Genomic DNA, 21,503 nt, shown 5'->3' on the forward strand with positions numbered 1-21,503 from the left:
AGCCCTAGCCGTTCAGCAGCTTGGTGAGGTTGGTGATGCTGGTGATCAGCGCTGTGGTGTAGACCAGGATGCGTCCCGCCCACTTGACCACGGCCGCGGCGATCTGCGTGGCGATCACCGGGATCGTCACCACGAAGATCGCCTCGACCGCCCACACGATCACTCGCGCGACCAGGTCGGCGATCAGGTCGCGGACGATCTCCCGGGTCAGCTCCACCAGGCCACCGGCGCCCTCCGTGGCCGCCGCCAGGGCCGCGGAGACAGCGGCCAAGCCGCCGAGTGCGTCGACGTTGTTGGCCATCAGCGCGCGATAGGCGTCGGCGGCTTCTCCGCGCCAGTTGGACAGGTCGTTGGCGAGGTGCGAACCGAGGTCGGTGGACATCGACTCCAGTTCGACGGCCATGTTGTTCCAGGTTTCGGCGTGCGAGCGGACCACGTCGGGCTTGCCGGTCAGATCGTCGAGCACTTCCCGCAGCGGCTCGAAATACTCCATGGCCCAACCCAGCCCGTTGGCCAGCAGGGCGCTGATCGGATCCATGACGGAGGCGGCGACCTCGACCCCGAGAGCAGCACCGGCGAGGGCGTCGTCGACCCACCCCTCGCTCCTGATCGCGTCCACCAGTCCTTCGATGCCGTCCGCCAGCCCCGATCCGGTCCACACCTCCCGGGACGATTGCACCGGTGCGATCAGCGACTCGTCCGTCACCGCGTCCCCTCGCCGTCCGCCGAGTTCATCAGCTGCGTGTTCGCTTCCTCTATGGCCTCGTACTCATCCGCACTGGCGCGCAGAGCCTCACCGACGAGCGACAGGTTCTCTTCCACGGAGGCGATCAGTTCGTCCTGCTTCGTGTGACGACCTTCCAGCACACCGGAGATCCAGCCGCACAGCAGGCCGTACGCCTGGTCGTCCTGCGCGATGTGCGCACTGGCGGCCTTCACCGCGGCGAACCGCGCCTCGATCGCTGCCACATTGCTCGCGTGAGTGCGCAACTGCTCGACACTGACGTCGTACCCGTCACCCATCGCTTACTTTTCCCTGAGGTAGGAGCGCGCGTCGAAGCCCTCGTCGTCATCCATGGACGCGGCCCGGCGTTCCGGGGCAGGAGCGCCACGCAGGTGCCGTCCGACGTTGTCCGTGATCGCCCGTCCGACGGCGGACTCGGCGCCGACCGTCTCCGCGATGATCTCCTGGGACTGATCGGCAACCTTGGCTTTGGCGTCGCGGAGAGTGGCCATGATCGTCCGCGAGACGAGGTCGGGGGCTGATCGCTGCATCCGCTCGCTCAACCGCAAATCGACCAGTGAGCCCGTCGAGTCGACGGTGACCTCGACCAACCCACTCGGATCGCCGACCGTGACGCGAATCGCCTGAAGGCGTTCGCCCATGGCGCTGGTGTCCGAGGCCAACTTGTCGATCCGGCCCTTCCACGCCGCCAGGCGCTCGCGTGCGCCGTCGGGGTCGAGAATGTTCCCGTCCACGTTCCTCCTCCGCGCCGCGGCACCCTGCCTGGGAGCAGGAGGCAAGTGTAAAGAGCGAATGAGCCGTGCAGGGCCGAATCCGTCACCCCGCCGTCATCCTCCGGCTCCGATGACCCGCCGGACAGGTCCTAAGTCAACAGCAGCACCGCGCCGGCGACGGCGGCGAACCACAGCAGCACCGGCAGCGCTCCGCCGATCCGCGACGTGACGGCGTCGTCACCGGCGGGCGCGAGGTCGTGCAGGCGGCGGGCGATGGCGCCCAGCTCGGTCACCGGCCTGCGGGCGGGCGCGAGGGTGAAGCGGGAGCCGTCGTCCAGTTCCAGCACGAGGCGCTGGCCGTCGCGGCGGATGGACGTGACCGCCGCCCACGGCACCCGGTAGTTGCGCAGCCACGACCGGAGGGCCACGTGGTCGGCGTGGAACACCGCCGACGGCCGCCCCCGCACCCACCCCGCCAGGGCGCACGTGCCCGCCGTCCACAACGCGGTCAGCACGACGGGACCGTCCACGGCGGTCGCGCCCGCGGTGAGCAGCACGGCCGCCGCGAACAGCCAACGGCTCGCGACGACGTCCCGGCGGTGCGGCTGCACCGGGTACGGCAGCGGCGGCACCTCTAGGGCCACGCCCAGCAGCTCCTCGCCCGGCTCGTCCGGCCTGGGCACGTCCCGGTGGTGCGGGCGCAACGGCCGGTTCGGCAGCAGCACGCGGTCCGCGGTGGACAACACCACCCAGCCGCCGTGGCTCAGGTCGCCGACCGCCAGCACCCGGTCGTCCTCCGGCGGCGGCGACACCGGGATGGACGCGAACGGCCTGCCGTCGGCGGTGTGCAGCACGGCCCGGCCACGCGCGTCGGCCCGCACCAGCACCTCGACCGCGGGTGCCGGCCCGGCGAGCACCCGCTGCCACGCCCGCCGGCCCGCCACGTCCCGCAACCGCAGGAACACCGCCATGCCCAGGGACGCGGTCATCGCGGTCAGCGGGAACGTCACGTCGCGCGGCTCGGCGACCAGTTCCGCCCAGTCGCCGTCCACCAGCAGCGGCACGTCCGAGCCGACCGCGTACGAGGCGGGCGCGATGACCTGGAACACCTGCTCCCGCCCGGACGGCAGCCGCACCGCCACGTCCATCTCGCCGACCTTCGTGACGGTGCCGTCGACCTGCGTCGCGACGGCCGCGTGCGTGGCCAGCTCGCCCGCGTCGACCACGTACTTCACCATCGCCACCAGACCGACCAGCAGCATCAGCGCGGCGACGGCGGTCCGCCCGGTGAACCGCACCGGCGGCTCACGCGGCACCACGGTCGGCGTGCCGATCTCACCGAACACCCGGTGCTGCGCCCGGCGGGCCTCCACCAGCCACAGCGCCACCAGCGCGCATGCCAGGCCGTGCAGCCCGAACGCGAGCCGGATGCCCTCGTCCGCCTCGAACAACACCTCCGCCAACCCGAACACCGCGCCCACCGCGCACCCGAGACCGGGTTCCCGCCACAACAGCACGGGCGTCGCGAGCAACGCCGCCGTGAACACCGCCAGCCACGGGTCGGGTTCGCAGGGTGCGGCGGGCGTGCACGTCGTCGGCCTGGTGACGGCGTAGCCGAAGGCGAAGGCCCACCCGGCGAGCAACACGCCCTTGTAGACCCACGCCGGTACGGTGTGCGCCTCCCAGCGGCGGAGGTCCCCGGCGGTGAACGGATGGCTCATACCGGAAATCCTGAGGCACGCCGCACCGCCGCCGTCCACCAGCCCCCGCGTGTGCTCAGAGGCGTTCCACGACGGTCGCGTTGGCCAGGCCGCCCGCCTCGCACATGGTCTGGAGCCCGTACCGGCCGCCGCCGTGCTCCAGCACGGAGAGCAGGGTGGTGAGCAACCGCGCGCCGCTCGCGCCGAGGGGGTGACCGAGGGCGGTCGCGCCGCCGTGCGCGTTGACCAGCGCCGGGTCCGCGCCGGTCGCCGCGAGCCACGCCAGGACGACGCTCGCGAACGCCTCGTTCACCTCGAACGCCGATATGTCCGATATGGACAGTCCGGCGCGGTCGAGCACCTTGCGGGTGGCGGGGATGATGCCGGTGAGCATGAGCAGCGGGTCGTCACCGACGACGGCGAACGAGTGCAGCCGCGCGCGGGGCCGCAGGCCGAGGCGCGCGGCGGCCTCCGCCGACGTGATCAGGACGGCTGCCGCGCCGTCGTTGACCGGTGACGAGTTGCCCGCCGTGACGCGCCAGTCCAGTTCGGGGAAGCGTCGTTCCCAGTGCTCGGCGCGGAACGCCGGGCGCAGGCCGGCGAGGACCTCCGGTGTGGTGTCCGGGCGGATCGACTCGTCCCGTGCCAGGTCGGGCAGCGGGCTGACCTCGCCGGTGAAGCGGCCCTCGGACCAGGCGGTCGCGGCGCGGCGGTGGCTCTCGGCGGCGAACTCGTCCAGGCGCGCGCGGGACAGGTCCCACCGGTGGGCGATGAGTTCGGCGCTGATGCCCTGCGGGACGAGGCCGTCCGGGTAGCGGCGCGCGACGCCCTCGCCGAGGAAGTCGCGGCCCGCGGCCTGGCTGCCGATCGGGACGCGGCTCATCGACTCCACGCCCGAGGCGATCACCACGTCGTACTCGCCGGACCGCACCCCCTGGGCGGCGAAGTGCACGGCCTGCTGGCTGCTGCCGCACTGCCGGTCCACGGTCACCGCCGGCACCGACTCGGGCAAGCCGGCCGCGAGCGCCGCCCACCGGGTGGTGTTGGAACTCTGCTCGCCGACCTGGCCGACCGCACCCCCGATCACGTCGTCCACCACTCCGGGGTCCACCCCGGTCCGCTCGACGAGCGCGCGGATGGCGTGCGCGTGCAGGTCGACCGGGTGCACCCCGGACAGCCCGCCGCCCGGTTTGCCCCGGCCGATCGGGGTGCGCACCGCGTCCACGATGACGACGTCCCTCATGGCTCCTCCAGAAGACTCGACGTCGCCAAGGTCTACACCTGCTAAGTTGGATTTCACAACCCACTTGTGGCCAGGTCGGCGCGCCACCGGGCGCCGCACCCGCCCGGCACGCGGGCGGCCCGGCGCTCGGTTCAACACGCGGCGCGGCGTTCGGTCCGACGCCCGGCACGCCCGCGACGCCCGTCGAGCGCGGCACCCGTCGAGCGCGGCACGCGGTGTCCGCCCCCCGCTCAGCCCTCGGCGGTCTCCAACAATCTGCTGCCGGCGACGAAGGCCGCTGCCGCGAGGGGGCCGTCGCCGTCGGACAGGCGGCGGTACTCGCGCAGGGCCGCGCGGTCGTCCCCGAGCAGCCGGTAGCTCTCCGCCACCACGTACCGGGCGCGGTCGGCCCACTCCGCCCAGCTCGCGTCCTCGGTGTCCCGCAGGTGGTCCAGCCAGTTCGCCGCACGCAGCCCCGCGTCCACGGCGTCCTCGTGCAACCCGGCGGCGTGGTTGGCGTGCGCCAGCTGGAACCACTGCTCCACCGTCGCGCCGGGCGGGCGCAGGGACGCCTGCCCGATCGCCTCGTTCAGGTCCTCCACGGCGTCGGCCGTCCGCCCGGCCTCGATCAACGTCACCGCTCGCAGGTACCGCAACCGGCCCGCCAACCGGTCGCCCCGCTCCACCACCCAGTCCGGCAGCGGGTCGACCAGGTCCTGCCACCGGCCCGCGTTCTCCAGCAGCGCCAACGCCTCCAACGCCTTCTCCGGCACGTCACCCGCGACGAACGCCTCCAACGCCGCCCGCGCCGCGCCGACCCGCTCCGGGAACAACGTCGCCTCCAGCAGGAGCAACGAGCCGCGTGCCAGCAGGTCGTCACCGGCGTGCCGCAACCCGCGCCGCAACGCCTCGTCGGCCTCGGTCATCCGGCCCAACCCGGCGAGCACGTGGACGAGCCAGTGCTCGCCCCACGCGCAGTCGGTGTCGTCGCCCAGCACCCGCAGCCCGGCCACCGCGTCGGAGGTCAGCGCCAACCCCTCGGCGGCCCGGCCGAGGTGCACCACCAGCAGCCCCAGCCAGGCGTGGTTGAGGTGCCACCGCCGCAGGTCGCCGTGCGCGTGGTGCACCTCGGCCGCCCACCGCAACCGCGCCTCGGTCTCCTCGTCCTGGAAGAACTTCGCCCGCAGCTCCGCGAGGCGCGCCGCCAGCGGCTCCGGCAGGTCGTCCGGCACGGCCAGGCACGCCCGCGCCTCGTCCGGCTCGCACCGCAGGTCGTGCCACTCGGCGCGGTCCAGCATGGCCGACGTGGTCAGCCCGGCCGGTGGCCGCGTCGGCAGCGGGCGGCGGTTGGTCGGCGACAGCCGCACGTGGTCGGCCAGGGGGCGCGCCGCCAGCCGCGCGCGGACCCGGTCGCCCTGCGTGGACGTGCCGTTGCGGCGGTCGAACCGGTCGGCGAGGTCCAACGCCAACCCGCGCATCCGCTCCGCCAGCACCCCGAACGCCGCCGAGTTCGGGTCGTCGCCCAGGTCCAGTTCCGTCTCGCCGCGCCCGATCGCCACCAGCCGCCCGGCCAGCACCGCGACCGACGTCGCGAAGTCCATCGTCGCGAACGGCCGCCGCCGCTGCTCGAAACCCGTCATCGGACCGAGCCAGTCCACGCCCGCGTCCTCGTTGCCGGTGAGCGCGCAGAACTCCACGATCCGCCCGTGGTCCTCCAACGAGTGGAACTCGCCCGCCATGCCGCGCAGCAACCGCCGGTACAGCACGGCCGCCTGCGCCAGGTCGCCCGCCCGCGCGGTGGGCAGCAGCACCAGGCTGCGTGCCCGCACCACCACCGGGTCGACCGCGGACGGGTCCTCCAGCACCGGCCGCGCCAGTTCACAAGCCCGCGCCGCGTCACCCCGGGCCAGCAACTGCTCCACCGCGGTCAGGACCAGCCAACGGTCGTCGTCGGTCACGTCGGCCGTCGCCACCCACCGCTGGTAAGCGTGCTCGGCGGTTTCCCAGTCACCGACGTGCGCGGCCACCTCGCGCCGCGCCGCGTGCACCTCGTGCAAACCGAGCCCGGCCGCGCGGAACCGGCGCTCCACGTCGTCCAGCGCGGCCGTGATCTCGGCCAGCGACATGTCCGGGAAGTCCACCATGCACGCGACCAGCCACGCGTACCAGACCAGCAACGCGGCCTCGTCGTCCCGCTCGAACCGCTCCGGCCGGTGGTCGTACTCGGCCAGGCACTCGCGGAACAGCCGGAACACCTCGTCCCAGCGCCCGTCCAGCCGGTAGGCGTCGGCGAGCAGCCGGCGGGACAGGAACGTCGCCCGCCGCACGTCCCCGATGTCCGCCCGGAACACCACCTCTTCGAGCAACGCCGTGCGCGCGTCGGTGTGCTCCATCACCTGCGCTTCGCGGAACGACACCCACAAATCGTGCTCGACCTGGTCCACCGACGATCTCCCCCCGGAGTGCGACGGCCGAACAGTACACCGGGGCACCGGCTCACAACGCGGAGTAGCGCGAAGCGTCCCCCCGTCGGACAACGCTGCGCGTGCCGTCGACGGCCACCGGGACGTCGCCCGCGACCGTGACCCGGTGCAGCCGCCGCGGCCGGTCGTCGTAGTCGGCGATCGCGTAGTGCTGGGTGGCCCGGTTGTCCCAGATGGCCACGTCGCCGTCCTGCCAGTGCCAGCGCACGGTGTGCTCCAACCGCGTGATCCGTTGCTGCAACAACTGGAACAGCACCTGCGACTCGGCGGACGTCAAGCCCACCAACCGCTTCACGAACTGGCCCAGCAGCAACGCGCGCTCACCGGTCTCCGGGTGCACGCGGACGACCGGGTGCTCCGTCTCGTACAGGTCGGAGACGAATTCCCGGCGGTACTCCTCGACTTTCACGTCCACACCGCCGGTGCGCACCTCGTCCGCGTTGGCCGCGTAGTCGTAGGCGTTGGTGTGGACGGCCCACAGGTTGTCGGCCAACGCCTTCAACGACGGCGGCAGCGTTTCGTAGGCGGTCGCGGTGTTCGCCCACGTCGTGTCGCCCCCGTACGGCGGCAGGCGCACGGCTCGCAGGACGCTGATCGCCGGCACGCGGTCCACGAACGTGACGTCGGTGTGCCAGCTGTTGGCCCGGCCGTGGTCGGAGTCGATGGGCAGGACGTTGGCGTTCTCCCGGCCGCGCACGGTCGGGTGCGCGAGGGTCGGTGTGCCCAGCAGCCCGGCGAACGCGAGCTGGCCCGCGTCGTCCAGGTGCCGCTGGTCGCGGAGGAAGACGACCTTGTGCGCCAGCAGCGCCGCGCGGATCTCGGCGACGGTCGCGGCGTCGAGGTCGCCACCGAGCCGCACGCCGTCGATCCGCGCGCCGATCGAGGAACCGAGCCGTACGACGGACGTGCTTCCCACAGCCAAGCTCACGGTGTCCTCCCGGTCGACGGAGGGGGCGGGCGCCTCGACGCTACGAACGACCGCGCCGGGCCGACAAGGTTCCGCCAAGCACTGAAAGCAAGTGGTGGCCGGTGTTCCACATCCCGGACATCGTTGACTTCCCAAATGGACACACGCAGCCTTCGCCTGTGCACCGCCGTCGCCGCCGCGCGCCGCGCCGCCACTCCGGTTCACGTGGCGGACCGCTGTCGCCGCCGCGCGCGGTGTCCGCCGTCTCGGTGCCCGCCGTCTCGGCGACGCGATGCCGTGGCGGACGCAGCCGATCGCGCGGGGTGCTGTCCGCCGCCGCGGGGACCGCTGCCGCCGGCTGCGCGCCGCGCCCCGCGCACCCGAGCGCCGCGCCCGCGCCTCGCACACCTGACTTCCGGCCCACCCCGACTTCCTTGCCCACCGCACAAAACCCGGTCCCTACCGCGAGAGGTGCCCGACGTGCCCGAGTCCCCCCGTGCCCGCACCGGCGTGCGCGCCGCCAACGCCGCCGCCGTGCTCGCGGTGGTCCGCCGCGAAGGACCCCTGTCCCGCGCGGCCATCGGTGAGCACACCGGGCTCAGTATGCCCACGGTCAGCAGGCAGGTGGCGGCGTTGACGGACCTCGGCCTGCTGCGCGAGTACCCGGACCTCGCGCCGGCGGGCGCGATCGGTCGGCCACGCGTGCCGATCGCCCTGGACGAGCGGGTGTTCGCCGCGTGCGGCGTGCACATCGGCGTCAGCACCACCACCTACGGCCTGTCCGACCTGCGCGGCACGCTGCTCGACGCGGAGGAGGTGCCGACGCCCGGCGGCAGCGCGGAGGACGCGCTCGCGCACATCGCGAGCCGCGTCCGGGCGTTCCTGCGCAGGTGGCCGCGACGCGCGGTGGTCGGCATCGGCCTGGCCAGCGGCGGCCTGGTGGACTCGGCACGCGGCCTGCTCGACCACGAGCGGCTGGGTTGGCGGCGGGTGCCGGCGGCGGACCTGCTGCACCGGGCCACCGGGTTACCCGTGCACCTGGACGGGCACGTCGCCGCGATGGCCAACGCCGAGCTGCTGTTCGGCGAGAGGGTGTCGAGCCTGCTGTACTTCTACGCCCGCGAGGTCGTCGGCGTCGCCTTGGCCGTGGACGGGGCGCTGCACCGCGGCCCCGGCGGCGGTGGCAGCATCGCGCACCTGCCGGTCGGGGGCGACGCGCGCTGCCGGTGCGGTGCGACGGGCTGCCTGGAGGCCGCGGTCGCCGACCGGGCGGTGGCCGAGCGGGCGGTGCGGGCGGGCGTGGTGGCCGAGCCGGACATCCGGCTGGTCCGTGCCGCCGCGCGGGCGGGCGACCCCGTCGCCGGGCGGCTGCTCACCGACCGCGCCACCGCGCTGGGCCGCGCCGTGGCGCTGCTGCGCGACGCCTTCAACCCGGACCGCGTGGTGCTCGGCGGCCAGGCCATCACCGACCCCGACGAGCGCCTGCCGGACCTGCTGCGCGCGTTCGCCGACACCACCCGCCTGCCGGGCGCGGACATCGTCTCGGTGACCGCCCTGGGACCGTCCCCGCAGGCGACGGCCGCGTGCACCGGCCTGCTCAACCGGCTCTTCGAACACCCCCTGGACATGGTGAGGCGTTAACCCGGAGTGGTGAACCGGCAGGTCGAGGGGCGCGGACGTTCGTACAGTCGCCGGTATCGCGCCGACCAGTGGCGCGCCTGCGAACCGGGGCCTCACCATGACCACTGCACTGGCAAGCCAGAAGTTCAGCCGCCTCTTCGACTGGTTCGACCAGGACCGGGACGACCGCCTCACCCGGGAGGACTTCCAGGCCACGGCCGAGATCTTCGCCAGGGTCGCCCGCGAGGGCGACCACGACACCGTCGCGGCCATCCACGGCGCGTTCGACGCGTGGTGGCGGCTGCTGCTGGAACACGGCGACACCAGCCGCGACGGGCGGATCTCGCGACGTGAGTTCACCACCGTCATGCAGGTCAACGTCACCGCGCCCGAGCACTTCCAGGAAGCCGTCATGACGATCGCCGACGCGGTGATCAACGCCCTCGACACCAACCGGGACGGCGTCCTCAGCCGCGACGAGTACGTGCGCCTGTACGTGGGGCTCGGCGTCTCCCGGGAGCACTCGGAAGCCGCGTTCACCAGGCTGGACCTGGACGGCAGCGGCACGATCAGCCGGGCCGAGTTCCGCCAGGCCATCTCCGACTTCTACCTCAGCGCCGACCCGGACGCGCCGGGCAACCAGCTCCTCGGACCGGTGGGCTTCTGACGCCGGTTCGGCGGGCTCGGACACCAGCCTCCCCGGACCGGTCGGCTTCGACGCCGGTTCGGCCGACCCGGACGCACCGGGCAACCAGTTCCTCGGACCGGTCGGCTCCTGACGCGGTTCCGGGGACACGGTCGCACCGGGCACGCCAAGATGGCACCCATGGCCGGCAAGTTACGCGTGGGACCGGTGACGCACACCGTGCTGGAAATCCTGTTCGCCGTCGTCGTGGTCGTCGGCGGGTGCGGGTTGTTGCTCACCGTCGGCGTCACCGACGTCCGCGGGCGTGAGGTGGACTGCGGCAGCGTGGTCACCGGCGTGCGCTCCGCCGTGCCCGCCGCCGAGGAGGCCACGTGCGCGTCGGTGCTCGGCTCGCGTGGCGCGTGGGCGTGGCCGACGACCATCGTCGGGTTGGCCGGCGTGCTCCTGGTGGTGTTCCTGGCGCCGTTCGTGGACCCGAAACCACGCTGGTGGGGCCGGCCGCCACCCGCGCTGCCGCACCGCTGACGGTTACACCCCTCCCGCGTGGGCAACCCGGTGGTGAGGAGGTGCGGCATGACCGAACCGGACGAGAGCGAGCTGGCGCGCAACCGCGCGTTGATCAACGAGGCGGAAGCCATCGCGCGCGACCTGCGGGAGACCACACCCGACCCGTTCCCCGAGTCGGCCGAGGCCGACGAGGCCGACCAGGTCGCGGAAGAGGGGGGCTGACGGCTCAGCGGCGGGCCGCCAAGCGGGTGGCGGCCTCCGCCAGGGTCTCCTGCCGCTTGCACACCGCGAACCGCACGACGTTCGCCGCCGACGGCACGTCCGCCGAGTAGAACACCGACAGCGGCAACGCCGCCACGCCACCGTCGAGCACCATCCGGTCACACCACGCGTCGGCCCGTTCGCCGACGTCCACCAGCAGGTAGAACGGGCTGTCCGCGACCTTCGCCGCCAACCCCAGCCCCGCCAGCGCCTCGGCGAACCACGTCGCCCGCGCGTGCAGCCCGGCGGCGACCGACGCGACCACGTCGCCGTACCCGGGCGACGCCATCAACGACGCCACCGCGGACTGGAGCGGCACGGCCGGGCAGAACGTCACGTACTGGTGCACGGCCCGGATGCGCCGGGTCAGGCCCGGCCCCGCGACCGCCCACCCGATCCGCCACCCGGTGGCGGCCAACGACTTCGACACCGACGACACCTTGACCCGCAGCTCCGGGTCGGCGACGCGCTCCAGCACGCCGACGTGCCGCGTGCCCGGCGGCACCAGGTGCTCGTACGTCTCGTCGGACACCACGACGATCCCGCGCCGCTGCGCGAGGTCGGCCAACGCCGCCCACTCGTCGTCGGAAAGCGCGCGCCCCAACGGGTTCCACGGGCTGTTCACCACCACGACCCGCGTCCGCCCGGTGCACGCGCCCGCCAGCAACCCGGCGAACGACCCGTCCGGCGACGTGAGCCGCACCGGCACCGGCGTCGCGCCGGCCGCCCTGATCGCGGGCGCGTACTGCTCGTAGGCGGGCTCCACCACCAACGCCTCGTCGCCCGGCCCGAGCAGCGCGGACATGGTGCAGTGCAACGCTTCCGTGGCACCGGCCGTGATGGTCACCTCGGTGTCCGGCGACGCGCCGGACGCGACGGCCGCGCGCAGCGCGGGCACCCCGGCGGTCGGCACGTACTGGTGCACCGAGGGATCAGCCGCCGCGGTCGCCAGGGCGGACCGCAGCTCCGCCGGCGGCCCGTGGTCGAAGACGCCCTGCGCCAGGTTGACCGCGCCGTGCCGCGCCGCCAGCGCCGGTATCCGCACGAACATCGACTCCACGGCCGACACACCGCCTCTCGACTAGGACCGCGCCCGGCGGCTCTGCACGAGCTGCACGGCCAGCGCCACGACCAGCACGACGACCGCGTACAGCGCGCGCCACCCGGACTGCACCAGGCTCACGCCCAACACCAGCAGCAGCAACAGGTTCAGCACCGAGCGCACGGTGAGCCCGCGCACCCGCGCGTAGGACACGATGGACAGCAGGTACAGCACGATGAAGATGGCCGATGCCGTGGCGACCGCGTCCACCACCACGTCCGGCCAGATCACCAGCACCACGCCCACGACCAGGAACAGCCCGGACAGCAACGCGATCGCGCGGCGCGGCACACCGGACGGCGTGGCCACGGCCAGCGCGCGCGGCAGGATGCCGTTGGCACCCGCGCCCTGCACCAGCCGCGACACGCCCCACACCCACGCCACCGCGTTGAGCACCATCGCGCCGAACGCGATCACGGTCACCGCCAGCACCACGAGCTGCCGGGGCTCGATGGTCTGCGCGAGCTGGAGCAGGCCGGTCACCTCGTCCACCTCGGACCGGGGGATGCGCACCGCGATCGCCACCGTCAGCAGGATCGTGAACACGCCGTAGACGGCCAGCGCGGACGCCGACACCGGCAGGAAGTCCTTGCGCGGGTCGCGGAACTCCTTGGACAGGAACGTCAGGTTCTCGAACCCGGCGAACGCCCAGAACGCCAGCACCACCCCGGGCAGCAGCACGCCCAGCGACGACGGGTCCGGCGTCACGGCGGGCAGCCCCGCCGACACGCCGGGCACGGCGGCGACGATCAGCACCGCCGCCATGGCCACCAGCGCCCACGTGCCCGCGTTCTGCACGCGGGCCGAGGTCTTCACCCCGGCCAGGTTGGACGCCACGGCGGCGACCAGCACGGCCGCCGCCGCGACGACGGCCACCACCGCGCCGGAGCCGAGCGCCCGCGCCACGTACTGCCCGGCGACCATGGCGCCCGAGGGCAGGCCGACGATCACCAGCGACAGGAACATCAGCGGCACGCACCGGCCGAACACGCGGCCCAACCCGGTGCGGATGAACGCCTCGATGCCGTCGCCGTCCGGGTTGGCCCGCACCATGTCCTCGAACATCAGCAGCATCGGCAGGCACACCACGGTCGACAACAACCACACCAGGAGGCTGTTCGGCCCGGCCTCCGCGTACACCGCGGACGGCAGGAACAGGATGCCGGAACCCGCCACGGAGCCGATCGCCAGCGGGATCGCCTGTCGCCGGCTCAGCCCCGGTGCCGCGTCGACGTGCCTGTCGGTCATGCGTTCTCTCCACCCCAGGGGATCATGCGGTCGCGGTTGAGGATGCCGCGCGGGTCGAGGAGTTCCTTGAGCCGGCGCATGAGCGCGATCTCGTCCGCGGACCTGGTGTAGCCGAGGTAGGACCGCTTCTCGAAACCGACACCGTGCTCCGCCGATATGGAACCGCCACTTTCGGTGACGAGACGATACACAATGTGCTCGACTTCCGGTTTGCGTTCCCGGGTGGTCTCCCCGGTGACGACGGCGATGTGCACGTTGTCGTCGCCGAGGTGGCCGAACACGAGGAGCTTCACCGCCGGCCACGACCGCTCCAGTTCCACCCGCATGGCGGCCAGGCACTTGGCGAGCGCGCCCGCGGGCACGCTGACGTCGAAGCCGAACAGCGGCTGCATCCGCAGGATCTCCGCGGGGATGCGCTCGCGTGCCGCCCAGAACGCGCCCAGTTCCGCGGCGTTCGTCGCGACGGCCGCGTCCAGCAGGGAGTCGGAGAACTCCGCCACGGCGACGGCCAGGCGCTCCGCGTCGCCCGCCGGGTCCGCGCCCCGGCACTCGACCAACGCGTAGAGCGGGTGCCCGAACGGCAGCGGCAGCCGCATCCCGGTCGGCTCCAGCGTGCGGTAGGCGTCGTCCCACATCACCTCGAACGCCGTCACCGCGCCGGGCAGCTTGCGCTGCAACGCGTTCAGCAGCGCCAGCGCGGTGTCCAGGTCCTCCAGCGCGACGAACGCGCCGGTGCGGCTGAGCGCGGCGGGCTGCAACCCCAGCGTCGCCGACGTGACCACGCCGAGCAGGCCCTCGCTCCCGATGAACAGCTGCTTGAGGTCCATGCCCGCGTTGTCCTTCACCAGCGGGGTGGACAACGTCAGCACGCGGCCGTCCGCCAACGCGACCTCCAGCGACCGCACGTGCTGACGCGTCATGCCGAACCCGACGACGTTCACGCCGCCCGCGTTCGTCGCGACGCACCCGCCGATGGTGGCGCTGCCCTTGGAGGCCAGGTCGATCGGCAGCAGGAAACCGTGCTCGGCGGCCAGGTCCTGCACGTCGCCGAGGGTCGCGCCCGCGCCCGCCGTGACGGTCCGCCCGGCCAGGTCCACGGTCGCGCCGGCCAACCGCTCGGTGGACAGCACCACCTCGTCCGCGCCCGGCACCGCGCCGCCGACCAGCCCGGTCATCCCGCCCTGCACGGCCACCGGCTGGTGGTGCCCGTGGCAGTGCGCCAGCACGGCGGCGACCTCGGCGGCGTCGGCGGGCCGCACCACCACCGACGCGTGCCCGACCCGGTCGCTGCCCCACAGATCCTGGGTGTGCCGCGCGGGCACGTCGTCGGTCACCACGTGCGCCGCGCCGACGATCGCCGCCAGGTCCTCCACCCGCACCCGAAGACTCACGGCCGTCCTCTCACTCGTTGTTGGCGTGCCCGGACCGCAGGCTGGTCCGCACGTGCAGCAGGTAACCGGCCGGTCCGGCGGCCAGCGCGCGGCGCACCGCGCCGACCACCTCGCCGGGACCGCGCACCGTCTCGCCGGGTATGCCGAACGACTCGGCCCACGTCACCAGGTTCGGGGTGTGCAGCGAGGTGCCGCAGTACCGCCCGGGGAACTGCCGGCGGGCGTGCTGGTCGATGGTGCCGTAACCGCCGTTGTCGGCGACCACGACCACCGGGCACCGGCCCTGCGCGCGCCCGGTGGCCAGCTCGTCGCCGGTCATCAGCAGGCCGCCGTCGCCGACCAGCGCGACCACGGTCCGCTCGGGGTGCCGGTGCGCCACGGACACCGCCGCGGGCACGCCGAAACCCATGGCGCCGTTGCCGAGCGCCAGCACCAGCCGCGACGGACCCGCGTGCACGTAGCGGTGCACCCAGCTGGAGAAGTTGCCCGCGTCGAAGGTGAGCACCGCGTCCGCGGGCAGTTCCGCGTCCAGCGCCGCCGCGACGTGCGTGAAGTCCACGCCGTCCTCGAACGGCCGCGGCCGCGGCGAGGCCAGCTCCTCGGCGAGCGCGTGCCAGCCGCGCAGCCACTCCCGGCGCACGGGCGGGGCCTCCGGCCACGACGCGGCGGCGAGCACGTCGAGCACCGCGCGGGCGGGCCGGTCGTCCACCACGCGCACGCGCGGCCCGGACCAGCCGGACGTGTGCACCTCGTCCGGCTTCTCACCGAGGAACACCACCAGGTCGGCTCGCGCCAGGCGCTCGCGCACCGCGCGCGGCGTGCCCAGGTGCAGGTGCCCGGCGTAGTGCGGGTCCCGGTTGTCCAGCAGGTCCTGCTGCTTGTTGCCGACCAGCACGGGCAACCCGGCGGCGCGGGCGAGCGCCGCCAGCGCGTCGCTCGCGCCGCGGTCGGTGTGGCGGGACCGCAGCAGCCGCCCGGCGAGCAGCACCGGCCGCTCGGCGGCGGCCAGCTCCCGCCGCAGGTCGTCGGCGTCCACCTCGGCCGCGGCCGGTGCGACCGCCGGTGGTTCGGCGGACACCGGCGCGGTCCACCGGTCCTCGGGCACCAGCAGCACCACCGGTCGCGGCGCGGCCAGCTCCTCGGCGGCCCGCGCGAGCTGGTCGGCCAGGCACGCCGGGTCCAGGGTGATGGTGGTGGCCAGCGCGCCGAACATGCCCGCCAGGTCCGCGCCCTGGAACGCGGTGCGCCGGTCGGCGTCGGTCGGGATGTCGCCCACCAGCACCACCAGCGGCGTCGGGTCGGCCGCCGCCGCGTCCACCGCGATCGCCGCGTTGGTGGAGCCGGGGGAGCGGTTCACCGCCACCACGCCGGGTCGGCCGGTCATCCGGGCGGTCGCGACCGCCATGAAACCCGCGCCGCCCTCGTGCCGCGCGGTCACCGTGCGGATGCCGTGCGCACCGGCGTGCGCCAGCAGCGGCAGGAACGCCTCGCCGGGCACCGTGCACAGCTCGTCCGCGCCGAGCCGCGCCAGCCACCGGCACAGCACGTCGACGAGCATCACCGGGCCACCGACGGGTGCCGGAACTCGCCGGTGACGGACTCCTCCGGCCACACCACCACGGCCTTGTCCGCGGTGTCGCCGACCTCCTGGTAGTGCATCAGCACCAGTTCCGGCGGCTGGTGGTGGTCGCGGTCGAACCGCACCGGACCACGCCACGTGCGGAAGCTCCCGGACTCCAGGGCGTTCTGGAGCGCTTCCCGGTCGTGCGCGCCCGCCAGCGCCGCGGCCTGCGCCAGCACCACGACGTCGGTGAACGAGTTGAGCGCGTTGTCCGGCGGGTAGCTGCCGAACTCGCGGTAGTAGGCGTCCACGAACCAGCGCCCGGTCCAGGTCAGGCCCCGCCACTCGGGGCTGAACCTGGTGGCGGGCCACAGCACGCCCGCGCCCGCCGGACCGGCGAACCGCCAGTAGTCCTGCGACCGCATCGGGAACGGGAAGCACGCCATCATCGGGACCTTCGGCAGCAGGCCGGTTTCCGCCGCCGCCTCCACGATCATGTAGTTGGTCCGCACCACGCCCGCGTTGACCAGCAGCTCCGGCCCGAACTCGGTGGCACGCGCCAGCGGCCCCCGCAGGTCCGACACGCCGTCCTGCGCGAAGTCCTCCCGGAACAGCTCCAGGCCGGGGATGGCGTCCTGGAACGCCTCGGACACGGTGTCGGCGAGCATCTGCCCGAACACGGTGTCCGCCGCGACCACGGCCACCCGCCGCCAGCCCCGCGCCGCCGCGAAACCCGCCATCAGCGGCGCGCGGTCGGCGATGGAGAAGTACGTGCGGAACAGGTGCCGCCGGCCGTGGGTGATGGTGTTGTGGCCGTTCTCGATGAACGTCGGCACACCCCACCGCTCGGCCAGGTCCGCGACCACCGGGCTGGTCCGCAGGTGCCACTGGCCGACCACGGCGCTCACGCCGTCCAGGGCGACCAGCTTCGCCAGCCCGCCCGCCGCCGAGCGGGCCATGTGCTCGGTGTCCGCGGTGCGCTGGTCGTTCTCCAGGAACAACCGCACCTGGCGCATCGAGAAGTCGCCGGGGTGCTCGGCCACGAACCGCGCGCCCAGCACCGCGCCGCGCACCACCAGCTCACCCGCCGTGGGATCGCCGGGCAGGCTCAGCGGCGTGAGCACGCCGACCGGCATCGCCGCGCCGGACACGGTCGCGTTGTGCGCGTCGACCAGCGCCCGTGCCCTGGCCTCGTTCTCGCTCGTCATCGGGCGAACCCCTCTGCTCAGACGTCGAATCGGGTGCGGTAGTCGGCGGTGGCCGCGCGCAGGGCGTCCGCGTCCAGGCCGAACTCGGCGGTGCTGTAGCGGTGCGCGCCGCGGCTGCGCTGTCCGTTGGCGGCGAGGTAGTCGCGCACGGCCGCCAGGAACTCCCCGGTCACCGGCAGGTCCAGGAAGCCCAGCACGCGGCGCAGCGTGCCCTCGGTGTCGGCCACCAGGTCGCGGTACCGGACGTCGAGCACCGGCCGCCCGGCGACCAGCTCGTCCCGCGAGTCGGCCAGGCGGTGCGTCAGCGGCACGATCCGGGACCGCCAGAAGTCGCCGATCTCCGGCAGGTCCAGGTCGTCGCTGCGCGCGCCGCGCACCGCGCGGCACAGGCTCGCGGTGGACGCGATCGCCTCGGCGGGGTCGCGGTGCAGGTGCACGAACCGCGCGCGGGGGTAGGCCGCCACCAGCTCCGGCAGGTACCACGTGTGGAACGGGCACTTGAGCACCGGGGTGAGCGGCACGCCGTCCGCGTCGACCCGGCGGCTCATCAGCAGCTCCAACTGGTGCCGGTGCCACCGGTAGGGCTCGGTGAGGTCCTGGCGGTGCAGCCACTCGCCGTACGAGGGCACGCGGTAACGCATCTCCAGCACCATGCTGTGGAACGTGTTCACCACCAGCCGCAGGCACTCGTCGGGCCGGTCGGCGTGCAGCAGGTGGATGCCCGGCAGGTCCGGCGCCTTGCGGTTGTAGTCGTCCACGTACGCCTGCGCCGCGGCGCGCACCGCCGGGTACCCGGCCGGGTCGCCCGCCGCCGCCACCGGGTCGGCCAGCTCCCACAACCGCGGCCCGTGCAGTGCCCGGTGCAGGGACAGCAGGTTGTGCAGCAGCGTGGTGCCGGTGCGCAGCAGGCCGACCACCACCACGGGCGCGTCGACCGGCGGCGGCGGTGCCGCCTCCCGCGCGGCGGCCACGTCGGCGAGCACCTGTCGGCTGCGCTCCAGCGAGGCGAGCACCGCGGGCACGTCGTCGGCGCGCAAGCGGCCCTCGGCCAGCACGGCCTCCCGGAACCGCTCCTCGCCGACGTCGAACGCCGGGTCCGGCCGCAGCGGCAGCGTCGTGGTCACGAGACCCCCTCGTCGATCGTCACGGCCACCGCGTCCCGCGCCGGCCGCCCGGCGCGCAGGTCGGCCAGGTTCTCCAGGAACGTCCGCGCGACCTCGGCCGGCTCGCCGGGGAACGCGAACGCGCGGTGGGGCGACACCACCAGGTTCGGCACCGACCACGCCGGGTCGGTCGCGGGCAGCGGCTCGGTGCGGTGCACGTCCAGGAACGCGCCGCGCAACTCACCCGCCCGCAACGCGTCGTGCAAAGCCCCTTCGTCCACAGCGGACGCCCGGCCGACGTTCACCAGCGCCGCGTGCGGCGGCAACGCGGCCAGGACTTCCTTGTCCAGCAATGGTTCCGGCGTGGCGGGCAGGCAACACACCACGTGGTCGGCGTCACCGGCCGCCTCCGCCAGGCGGGCCGCCGGCACCGTGCGGTAGGCCAGCGGCACGGGGCAGCGCCCGTCGCGGGTCACCGCCACGCACCGCGCGCCCAGCGCCGACAGCCGGCGGATCACCGCACGCCCGATCCGGCCGCCGCCACCCGGGACGAGCACCGTCGAGCCGTCCAGCATGACCGCGCGCGAGGTGTACCACGGTGGTCGGGACGGCAGCTCGGCGAAGTCCTTGAGCAACGCGAAAAGCGCGGCCACCGCGTACTCGGCGACCGACTCCACCGGCACCCGCGCCGAGTTCGTCACCAGCACGCCCGGCGTGAGCCCGGCCGCGGCCAGGTGGTCGGTGCCCGTGCCGGTCAGGTGCACCCAGCGCAGGTTCGGCAGCAGCCCGAGCACACCGGCCGGGAACTGGTAACCCACCAGCACCTCGACCGCCGCCCGCTCGGCGGGCGCGAGGTCGGCGACGGATTCCGCCCGCCGCACCGGCACCTCGGCCTCGATCCCGGGCACGAGCGCGGGCGCCATCTTGGAGTGCGCGACCAGGACGTCCGGGCGGTCCCAGCTCACCACGCGATGTTCCGGTCGGCCAGCAGCGCCGACACCGGCTCGGTGACACCCGACGCGGCCAGCTCGGCGATCAGCTCGCAGTTCCGGTTGACCTTGCCCGCGATCCACTCGCGCAGCCACGCCGACATCTGCGGCACGTTCAGCCCGCTCGGCGCGACACCGGCCAGGATGCAGCCGGTCACCGCCGCGCCGCCCACGTTCACCACGACGTCCGGCAGCACCGTGCGCCCCGCCTCGCCGAGCATCCGGCGCGCGTCCTTGGTGCAGCTCATGTTGCCGCCCTCGACCACGAGACCGGCCCGCACCGACGAGACGTGCTCCTCCTTGACCGCGTCCGCGCCGGCGGCGAGCACCAGCACGTCGGCGTCCACCTTCAGCCACGCGCGGTCGCCGTCGTGCACGCGCACCGACGCGGGCAGACCGGACCGGTCGATCGTGCCGTCCGTGCTGGTGCACGCGATCAGCTCGGCCACGGGCAGCCCCGCCGGGTCCTCGACGGTGCCGAGCACGTCGGCGACCGCGACGATCCGGTGGCCGTGCGCGGCCAGGTGCTGCGCGACACCGCGGCCCACCGTGCCGAAACCCTGGAGCACCACGCGTTGCGGCGTCGCGGCGTTCGCGGCGCGCAGCGCGCCGAGCGCGGCCGTGGCGACGCCGAAACCGGTGATGTCCACCATGGACCGCCAGAACTCCGCCCAGTCCACGTCCAGGCGGGTCGCGCCGGGCCTGGTCGCGATGTCGTAGCCCGCGGCGGCGAAGAACTCGTCCCGGTCGGGGTGCGTGGTGCCCTGGTCGCAACCCAGGTACACGCCGCCGTGCAGCAGCGGCCGGGTCACCTGGCCGAACGTGCGCATCAACGCGTGCCGGTCGCGGACCGGGCCGTTCGGGCGGATGCCGGCCTTCGCGCCGCCGATGGGCAGGTCGACCAGCGCGAGCTTGTGGGTCATGGCGCGCGCGAGGCCCGCCAGTTCGGCTTCGTCCACGGTGGCCGTCATGCGCGTGCCGCCCATGGCCAGGCCGTCGACCATGCTGTCGACCACCACCCAGCCCGTCGCGTCGCAGTCGGGCAGGGACAGGGTGGTGGAGAACAGCGGGCTCGCCGCGTCCGTGGCGTCGGCGTGCAAAAGCTGCTGGGTCATGTCGGCGTTCCCCTACTACATTCGATCCGCGATGGGCAGGACGTGCTTTCCCGTCGTCGCGAGGGAGTTGTCGCGACGGGGATTGAATGGGATTAGCGGCCCCCAGGCGCCGGAGCCCATCAGAGCATCGGTCTCCGAGGCACCTACACCGCCAAAAGGGTGACGCGCCCAACCCGTGGACGGTCTTGACAAGTTCCTCTAGCCTCGGGTCCCGGTCTGTGGACACGATCGCCGGTGTTAGCGGTCAATGCGTGGGATGCGATTCACGCCAGTGCTTCGGGATGACGAAGGGGGACATTGTGGGGGTCACCGTGTGGTTGACCGGTCTGCCCAGCTCCGGTAAATCGACGCTCGCCTCGGCACTCGCCGAACGACTGGCCCGCACCCGCCGGGTGCAGGTCCTGGACGGGGACGCGATCCGCCGCGACCTGTTCCCCGAACTGGGTTTCAGCAAGGACGACCGGGCCGAGAACGTGCGTCGGACGGGTCTGCTCGCCCGGCTGCTGGCGGGTCACGGCGCGGTGGTCATCACGCCCGTGATCGCGCCTTACCGGGCCGCTCGCGACGCCGTGCGGAAGGATCACGAAGCACACGGCCTGCGTTATCTCGAAGTCTTTGTCGACGCGGCGCCCGAAGTGTGCGCGGAGCGGGACGTGAAGGGGCTGTACGCACGGGCGAAACGCGGCGAGATCACCGGTCTGACCGGTTTCGACGATCCGTACGAAGCGCCCCTCCAGCCGGATCTGCACCTGCGGACGGACCGGCTTTCCGTAGCGGAGTGCCTCGACCGCGTGGCGGCACTGGTGACCGGTGCGGAGTCCCGGTGAAGGTCCTCGACCGCTTGGAGTCGGAGGCGATTCACATCTTCCGCGAGGTGGCGGGTGAGTTCGATCGGCCGGTGATCTTGTTTTCCGGTGGTAAGGACTCGACGTTGTTGGTGCATTTGGCGGTGAAGGCGTTCTGGCCGGCGCGGGTGCCGTTC

General features: G+C 73.5%; 21 protein-coding genes. 6 read left to right on the forward strand and 15 right to left on the reverse strand.

The features are described 5' to 3' along the window. Positions 1-4 precede the first annotated feature (4 nt). The 7 genes from KZQ38_RS32890 to KZQ38_RS32920 all read right to left on the reverse strand — a co-directional run bounded on the left by KZQ38_RS32890 (position 5) and on the right by KZQ38_RS32920 (position 7,791). On the reverse strand, positions 5-706 hold the full coding sequence (locus KZQ38_RS32890; protein ID WP_219447908.1) for a WXG100 family type VII secretion target: 702 nt from the start codon (positions 704-706) through the stop codon (positions 5-7). Then, complete coding sequence (locus KZQ38_RS32895; protein WP_219447909.1) at positions 703-1,023, reverse strand: type VII secretion target; 321 nt, start codon at positions 1,021-1,023, stop codon at positions 703-705. Before KZQ38_RS32895 ends, KZQ38_RS32890 begins: the two co-directional genes overlap by 4 nt. Positions 1,024-1,026: 3 nt before the next feature. Then, positions 1,027-1,479 (reverse strand): YbaB/EbfC family nucleoid-associated protein, encoded by a 453-nt coding sequence (locus tag KZQ38_RS32900; protein ID WP_219447910.1) that lies wholly within the window; start codon positions 1,477-1,479, stop codon positions 1,027-1,029. A gap of 128 nt (positions 1,480-1,607) precedes the next feature. Then, positions 1,608-3,179, reverse strand: a complete 1,572-nt coding sequence (locus tag KZQ38_RS32905) for a PH domain-containing protein (protein WP_219447911.1) — start codon at positions 3,177-3,179, stop codon at positions 1,608-1,610. Between the two features lie 55 nt (positions 3,180-3,234). Then, entirely contained in the window at positions 3,235-4,401 is a 1,167-nt protein-coding gene (locus KZQ38_RS32910; protein WP_219447912.1) for a thiolase family protein, read from the reverse strand. Between the two features lie 230 nt (positions 4,402-4,631). Continuing rightward, positions 4,632-6,824 carry a hypothetical protein gene (locus tag KZQ38_RS32915; protein WP_219447913.1) on the reverse strand — a complete coding sequence of 731 codons (2,193 nt, stop codon included), beginning with the start codon at positions 6,822-6,824 and terminating at the stop codon, positions 4,632-4,634. Between the two features lie 52 nt (positions 6,825-6,876). Further along, positions 6,877-7,791 carry a TauD/TfdA dioxygenase family protein gene (locus KZQ38_RS32920; protein ID WP_308258707.1) on the reverse strand — a complete coding sequence of 305 codons (915 nt, stop codon included), beginning with the start codon at positions 7,789-7,791 and terminating at the stop codon, positions 6,877-6,879. Between the two features lie 459 nt (positions 7,792-8,250). Here KZQ38_RS32920 and KZQ38_RS32925 point away from each other — a divergent pair, with 459 nt between their 5' ends. The 4 genes from KZQ38_RS32925 (at position 8,251) to KZQ38_RS32940 (ending at position 10,765) form a co-directional block, all read left to right on the forward strand. Continuing rightward, positions 8,251-9,411, forward strand: coding sequence for an ROK family transcriptional regulator (locus tag KZQ38_RS32925; RefSeq protein ID WP_219447914.1), 1,161 nt, complete (start codon positions 8,251-8,253; stop codon positions 9,409-9,411). 97 nt (positions 9,412-9,508) lie between these two features. Further along, positions 9,509-10,057: an EF-hand domain-containing protein gene (locus tag KZQ38_RS32930; RefSeq protein ID WP_219447915.1), complete on the forward strand. Its 549-nt coding sequence runs from the start codon at positions 9,509-9,511 to the stop codon at positions 10,055-10,057. A gap of 159 nt (positions 10,058-10,216) precedes the next feature. Further along, a complete protein-coding gene (locus KZQ38_RS32935; RefSeq protein WP_219447916.1) occupies positions 10,217-10,561 on the forward strand; it encodes a hypothetical protein in 345 nt (114 codons plus the stop codon). 48 nt (positions 10,562-10,609) lie between these two features. After that, the gene (locus KZQ38_RS32940; RefSeq protein WP_219447917.1) at positions 10,610-10,765 is read left to right on the forward strand and encodes a hypothetical protein; all 156 of its coding nucleotides are present in this window, start codon (positions 10,610-10,612) and stop codon (positions 10,763-10,765) included. Positions 10,766-10,769: 4 nt separating this feature from the next. Here the strand turns inward: KZQ38_RS32940 and KZQ38_RS32945 are convergent, their stop codons facing one another. The 8 genes from KZQ38_RS32945 to KZQ38_RS32980 are packed head-to-tail and all read right to left on the reverse strand — an operon-like array spanning position 10,770 to position 20,521. Then, positions 10,770-11,855 (reverse strand): pyridoxal phosphate-dependent aminotransferase, encoded by a 1,086-nt coding sequence (locus KZQ38_RS32945; RefSeq protein ID WP_257902832.1) that lies wholly within the window; start codon positions 11,853-11,855, stop codon positions 10,770-10,772. A gap of 30 nt (positions 11,856-11,885) precedes the next feature. After that, positions 11,886-13,154 carry an APC family permease gene (locus tag KZQ38_RS32950; RefSeq protein WP_219447919.1) on the reverse strand — a complete coding sequence of 423 codons (1,269 nt, stop codon included), beginning with the start codon at positions 13,152-13,154 and terminating at the stop codon, positions 11,886-11,888. Further along, on the reverse strand, positions 13,151-14,545 hold the full coding sequence (locus KZQ38_RS32955) for an FAD-binding oxidoreductase (protein WP_219447920.1): 1,395 nt from the start codon (positions 14,543-14,545) through the stop codon (positions 13,151-13,153). Before KZQ38_RS32955 ends, KZQ38_RS32950 begins: the two co-directional genes overlap by 4 nt. Before the next feature lie 10 nt (positions 14,546-14,555). Further along, a complete protein-coding gene (locus tag KZQ38_RS32960; protein WP_257902834.1) occupies positions 14,556-16,103 on the reverse strand; it encodes a thiamine pyrophosphate-dependent enzyme in 1,548 nt (515 codons plus the stop codon). After that, positions 16,103-17,314, reverse strand: coding sequence for an ABC transporter substrate-binding protein (locus tag KZQ38_RS32965; RefSeq protein ID WP_219447922.1), 1,212 nt, complete (start codon positions 17,312-17,314; stop codon positions 16,103-16,105). The genes KZQ38_RS32960 and KZQ38_RS32965 overlap by 1 nt, the downstream gene beginning before the upstream one ends. A gap of 17 nt (positions 17,315-17,331) precedes the next feature. After that, a complete protein-coding gene (locus KZQ38_RS32970; protein ID WP_219447923.1) occupies positions 17,332-18,438 on the reverse strand; it encodes a sulfotransferase family protein in 1,107 nt (368 codons plus the stop codon). Continuing rightward, a complete protein-coding gene (locus KZQ38_RS32975) occupies positions 18,435-19,382 on the reverse strand; it encodes an NAD(P)-dependent oxidoreductase (RefSeq protein ID WP_219447924.1) in 948 nt (315 codons plus the stop codon). Before KZQ38_RS32975 ends, KZQ38_RS32970 begins: the two co-directional genes overlap by 4 nt. Beyond that, positions 19,379-20,521 (reverse strand): Glu/Leu/Phe/Val dehydrogenase dimerization domain-containing protein, encoded by a 1,143-nt coding sequence (locus KZQ38_RS32980; protein WP_219447925.1) that lies wholly within the window; start codon positions 20,519-20,521, stop codon positions 19,379-19,381. The genes KZQ38_RS32975 and KZQ38_RS32980 overlap by 4 nt, the downstream gene beginning before the upstream one ends. A 299-nt stretch (positions 20,522-20,820) precedes the next feature. Here KZQ38_RS32980 and cysC point away from each other — a divergent pair, with 299 nt between their 5' ends. Then, positions 20,821-21,348, forward strand: coding sequence for an adenylyl-sulfate kinase (gene cysC, locus KZQ38_RS32985; protein WP_308258708.1), 528 nt, complete (start codon positions 20,821-20,823; stop codon positions 21,346-21,348). Further along, positions 21,345-21,503: phosphoadenosine phosphosulfate reductase domain-containing protein (locus tag KZQ38_RS32990; protein WP_219447937.1), on the forward strand; the 159-nt coding region annotated here is incomplete at its 3' end. The genes cysC and KZQ38_RS32990, both read left to right, overlap by 4 nt.

Source organism: Saccharothrix obliqua (assembly GCF_019375475.1).
In the GTDB taxonomy this organism is placed as follows: domain Bacteria; phylum Actinomycetota; class Actinomycetes; order Mycobacteriales; family Pseudonocardiaceae; genus Actinosynnema; species Actinosynnema obliqua.

What these genes read in the sequence shown, in the direction of transcription:
- KZQ38_RS32895 (WP_219447909.1), bottom strand. Translation starts at nt 1,023, where the DNA reads ATGGGTGACGGGTACGACGTCAGTGTCGAGCAGTTGCGCACTCACGCG.
- KZQ38_RS32905 (WP_219447911.1), bottom strand. Translation starts at nt 3,179, where the DNA reads ATGAGCCATCCGTTCACCGCCGGGGACCTCCGCCGCTGGGAGGCGCAC.
- KZQ38_RS32910 (WP_219447912.1), bottom strand. Translation starts at nt 4,401, where the DNA reads ATGAGGGACGTCGTCATCGTGGACGCGGTGCGCACCCCGATCGGCCGG.
- KZQ38_RS32930 (WP_219447915.1), top strand. Translation starts at nt 9,509, where the DNA reads ATGACCACTGCACTGGCAAGCCAGAAGTTCAGCCGCCTCTTCGACTGG.
- KZQ38_RS32935 (WP_219447916.1), top strand. Translation starts at nt 10,217, where the DNA reads ATGGCCGGCAAGTTACGCGTGGGACCGGTGACGCACACCGTGCTGGAA.
- KZQ38_RS32940 (WP_219447917.1), top strand. Translation starts at nt 10,610, where the DNA reads ATGACCGAACCGGACGAGAGCGAGCTGGCGCGCAACCGCGCGTTGATC.
- KZQ38_RS32945 (WP_257902832.1), bottom strand. Translation starts at nt 11,855, where the DNA reads ATGTTCGTGCGGATACCGGCGCTGGCGGCGCGGCACGGCGCGGTCAAC.
- KZQ38_RS32950 (WP_219447919.1), bottom strand. Translation starts at nt 13,154, where the DNA reads ATGACCGACAGGCACGTCGACGCGGCACCGGGGCTGAGCCGGCGACAG.
- KZQ38_RS32960 (WP_257902834.1), bottom strand. Translation starts at nt 16,103, where the DNA reads ATGCTCGTCGACGTGCTGTGCCGGTGGCTGGCGCGGCTCGGCGCGGAC.
- KZQ38_RS32965 (WP_219447922.1), bottom strand. Translation starts at nt 17,314, where the DNA reads ATGACGAGCGAGAACGAGGCCAGGGCACGGGCGCTGGTCGACGCGCAC.
- KZQ38_RS32980 (WP_219447925.1), bottom strand. Translation starts at nt 20,521, where the DNA reads ATGACCCAGCAGCTTTTGCACGCCGACGCCACGGACGCGGCGAGCCCG.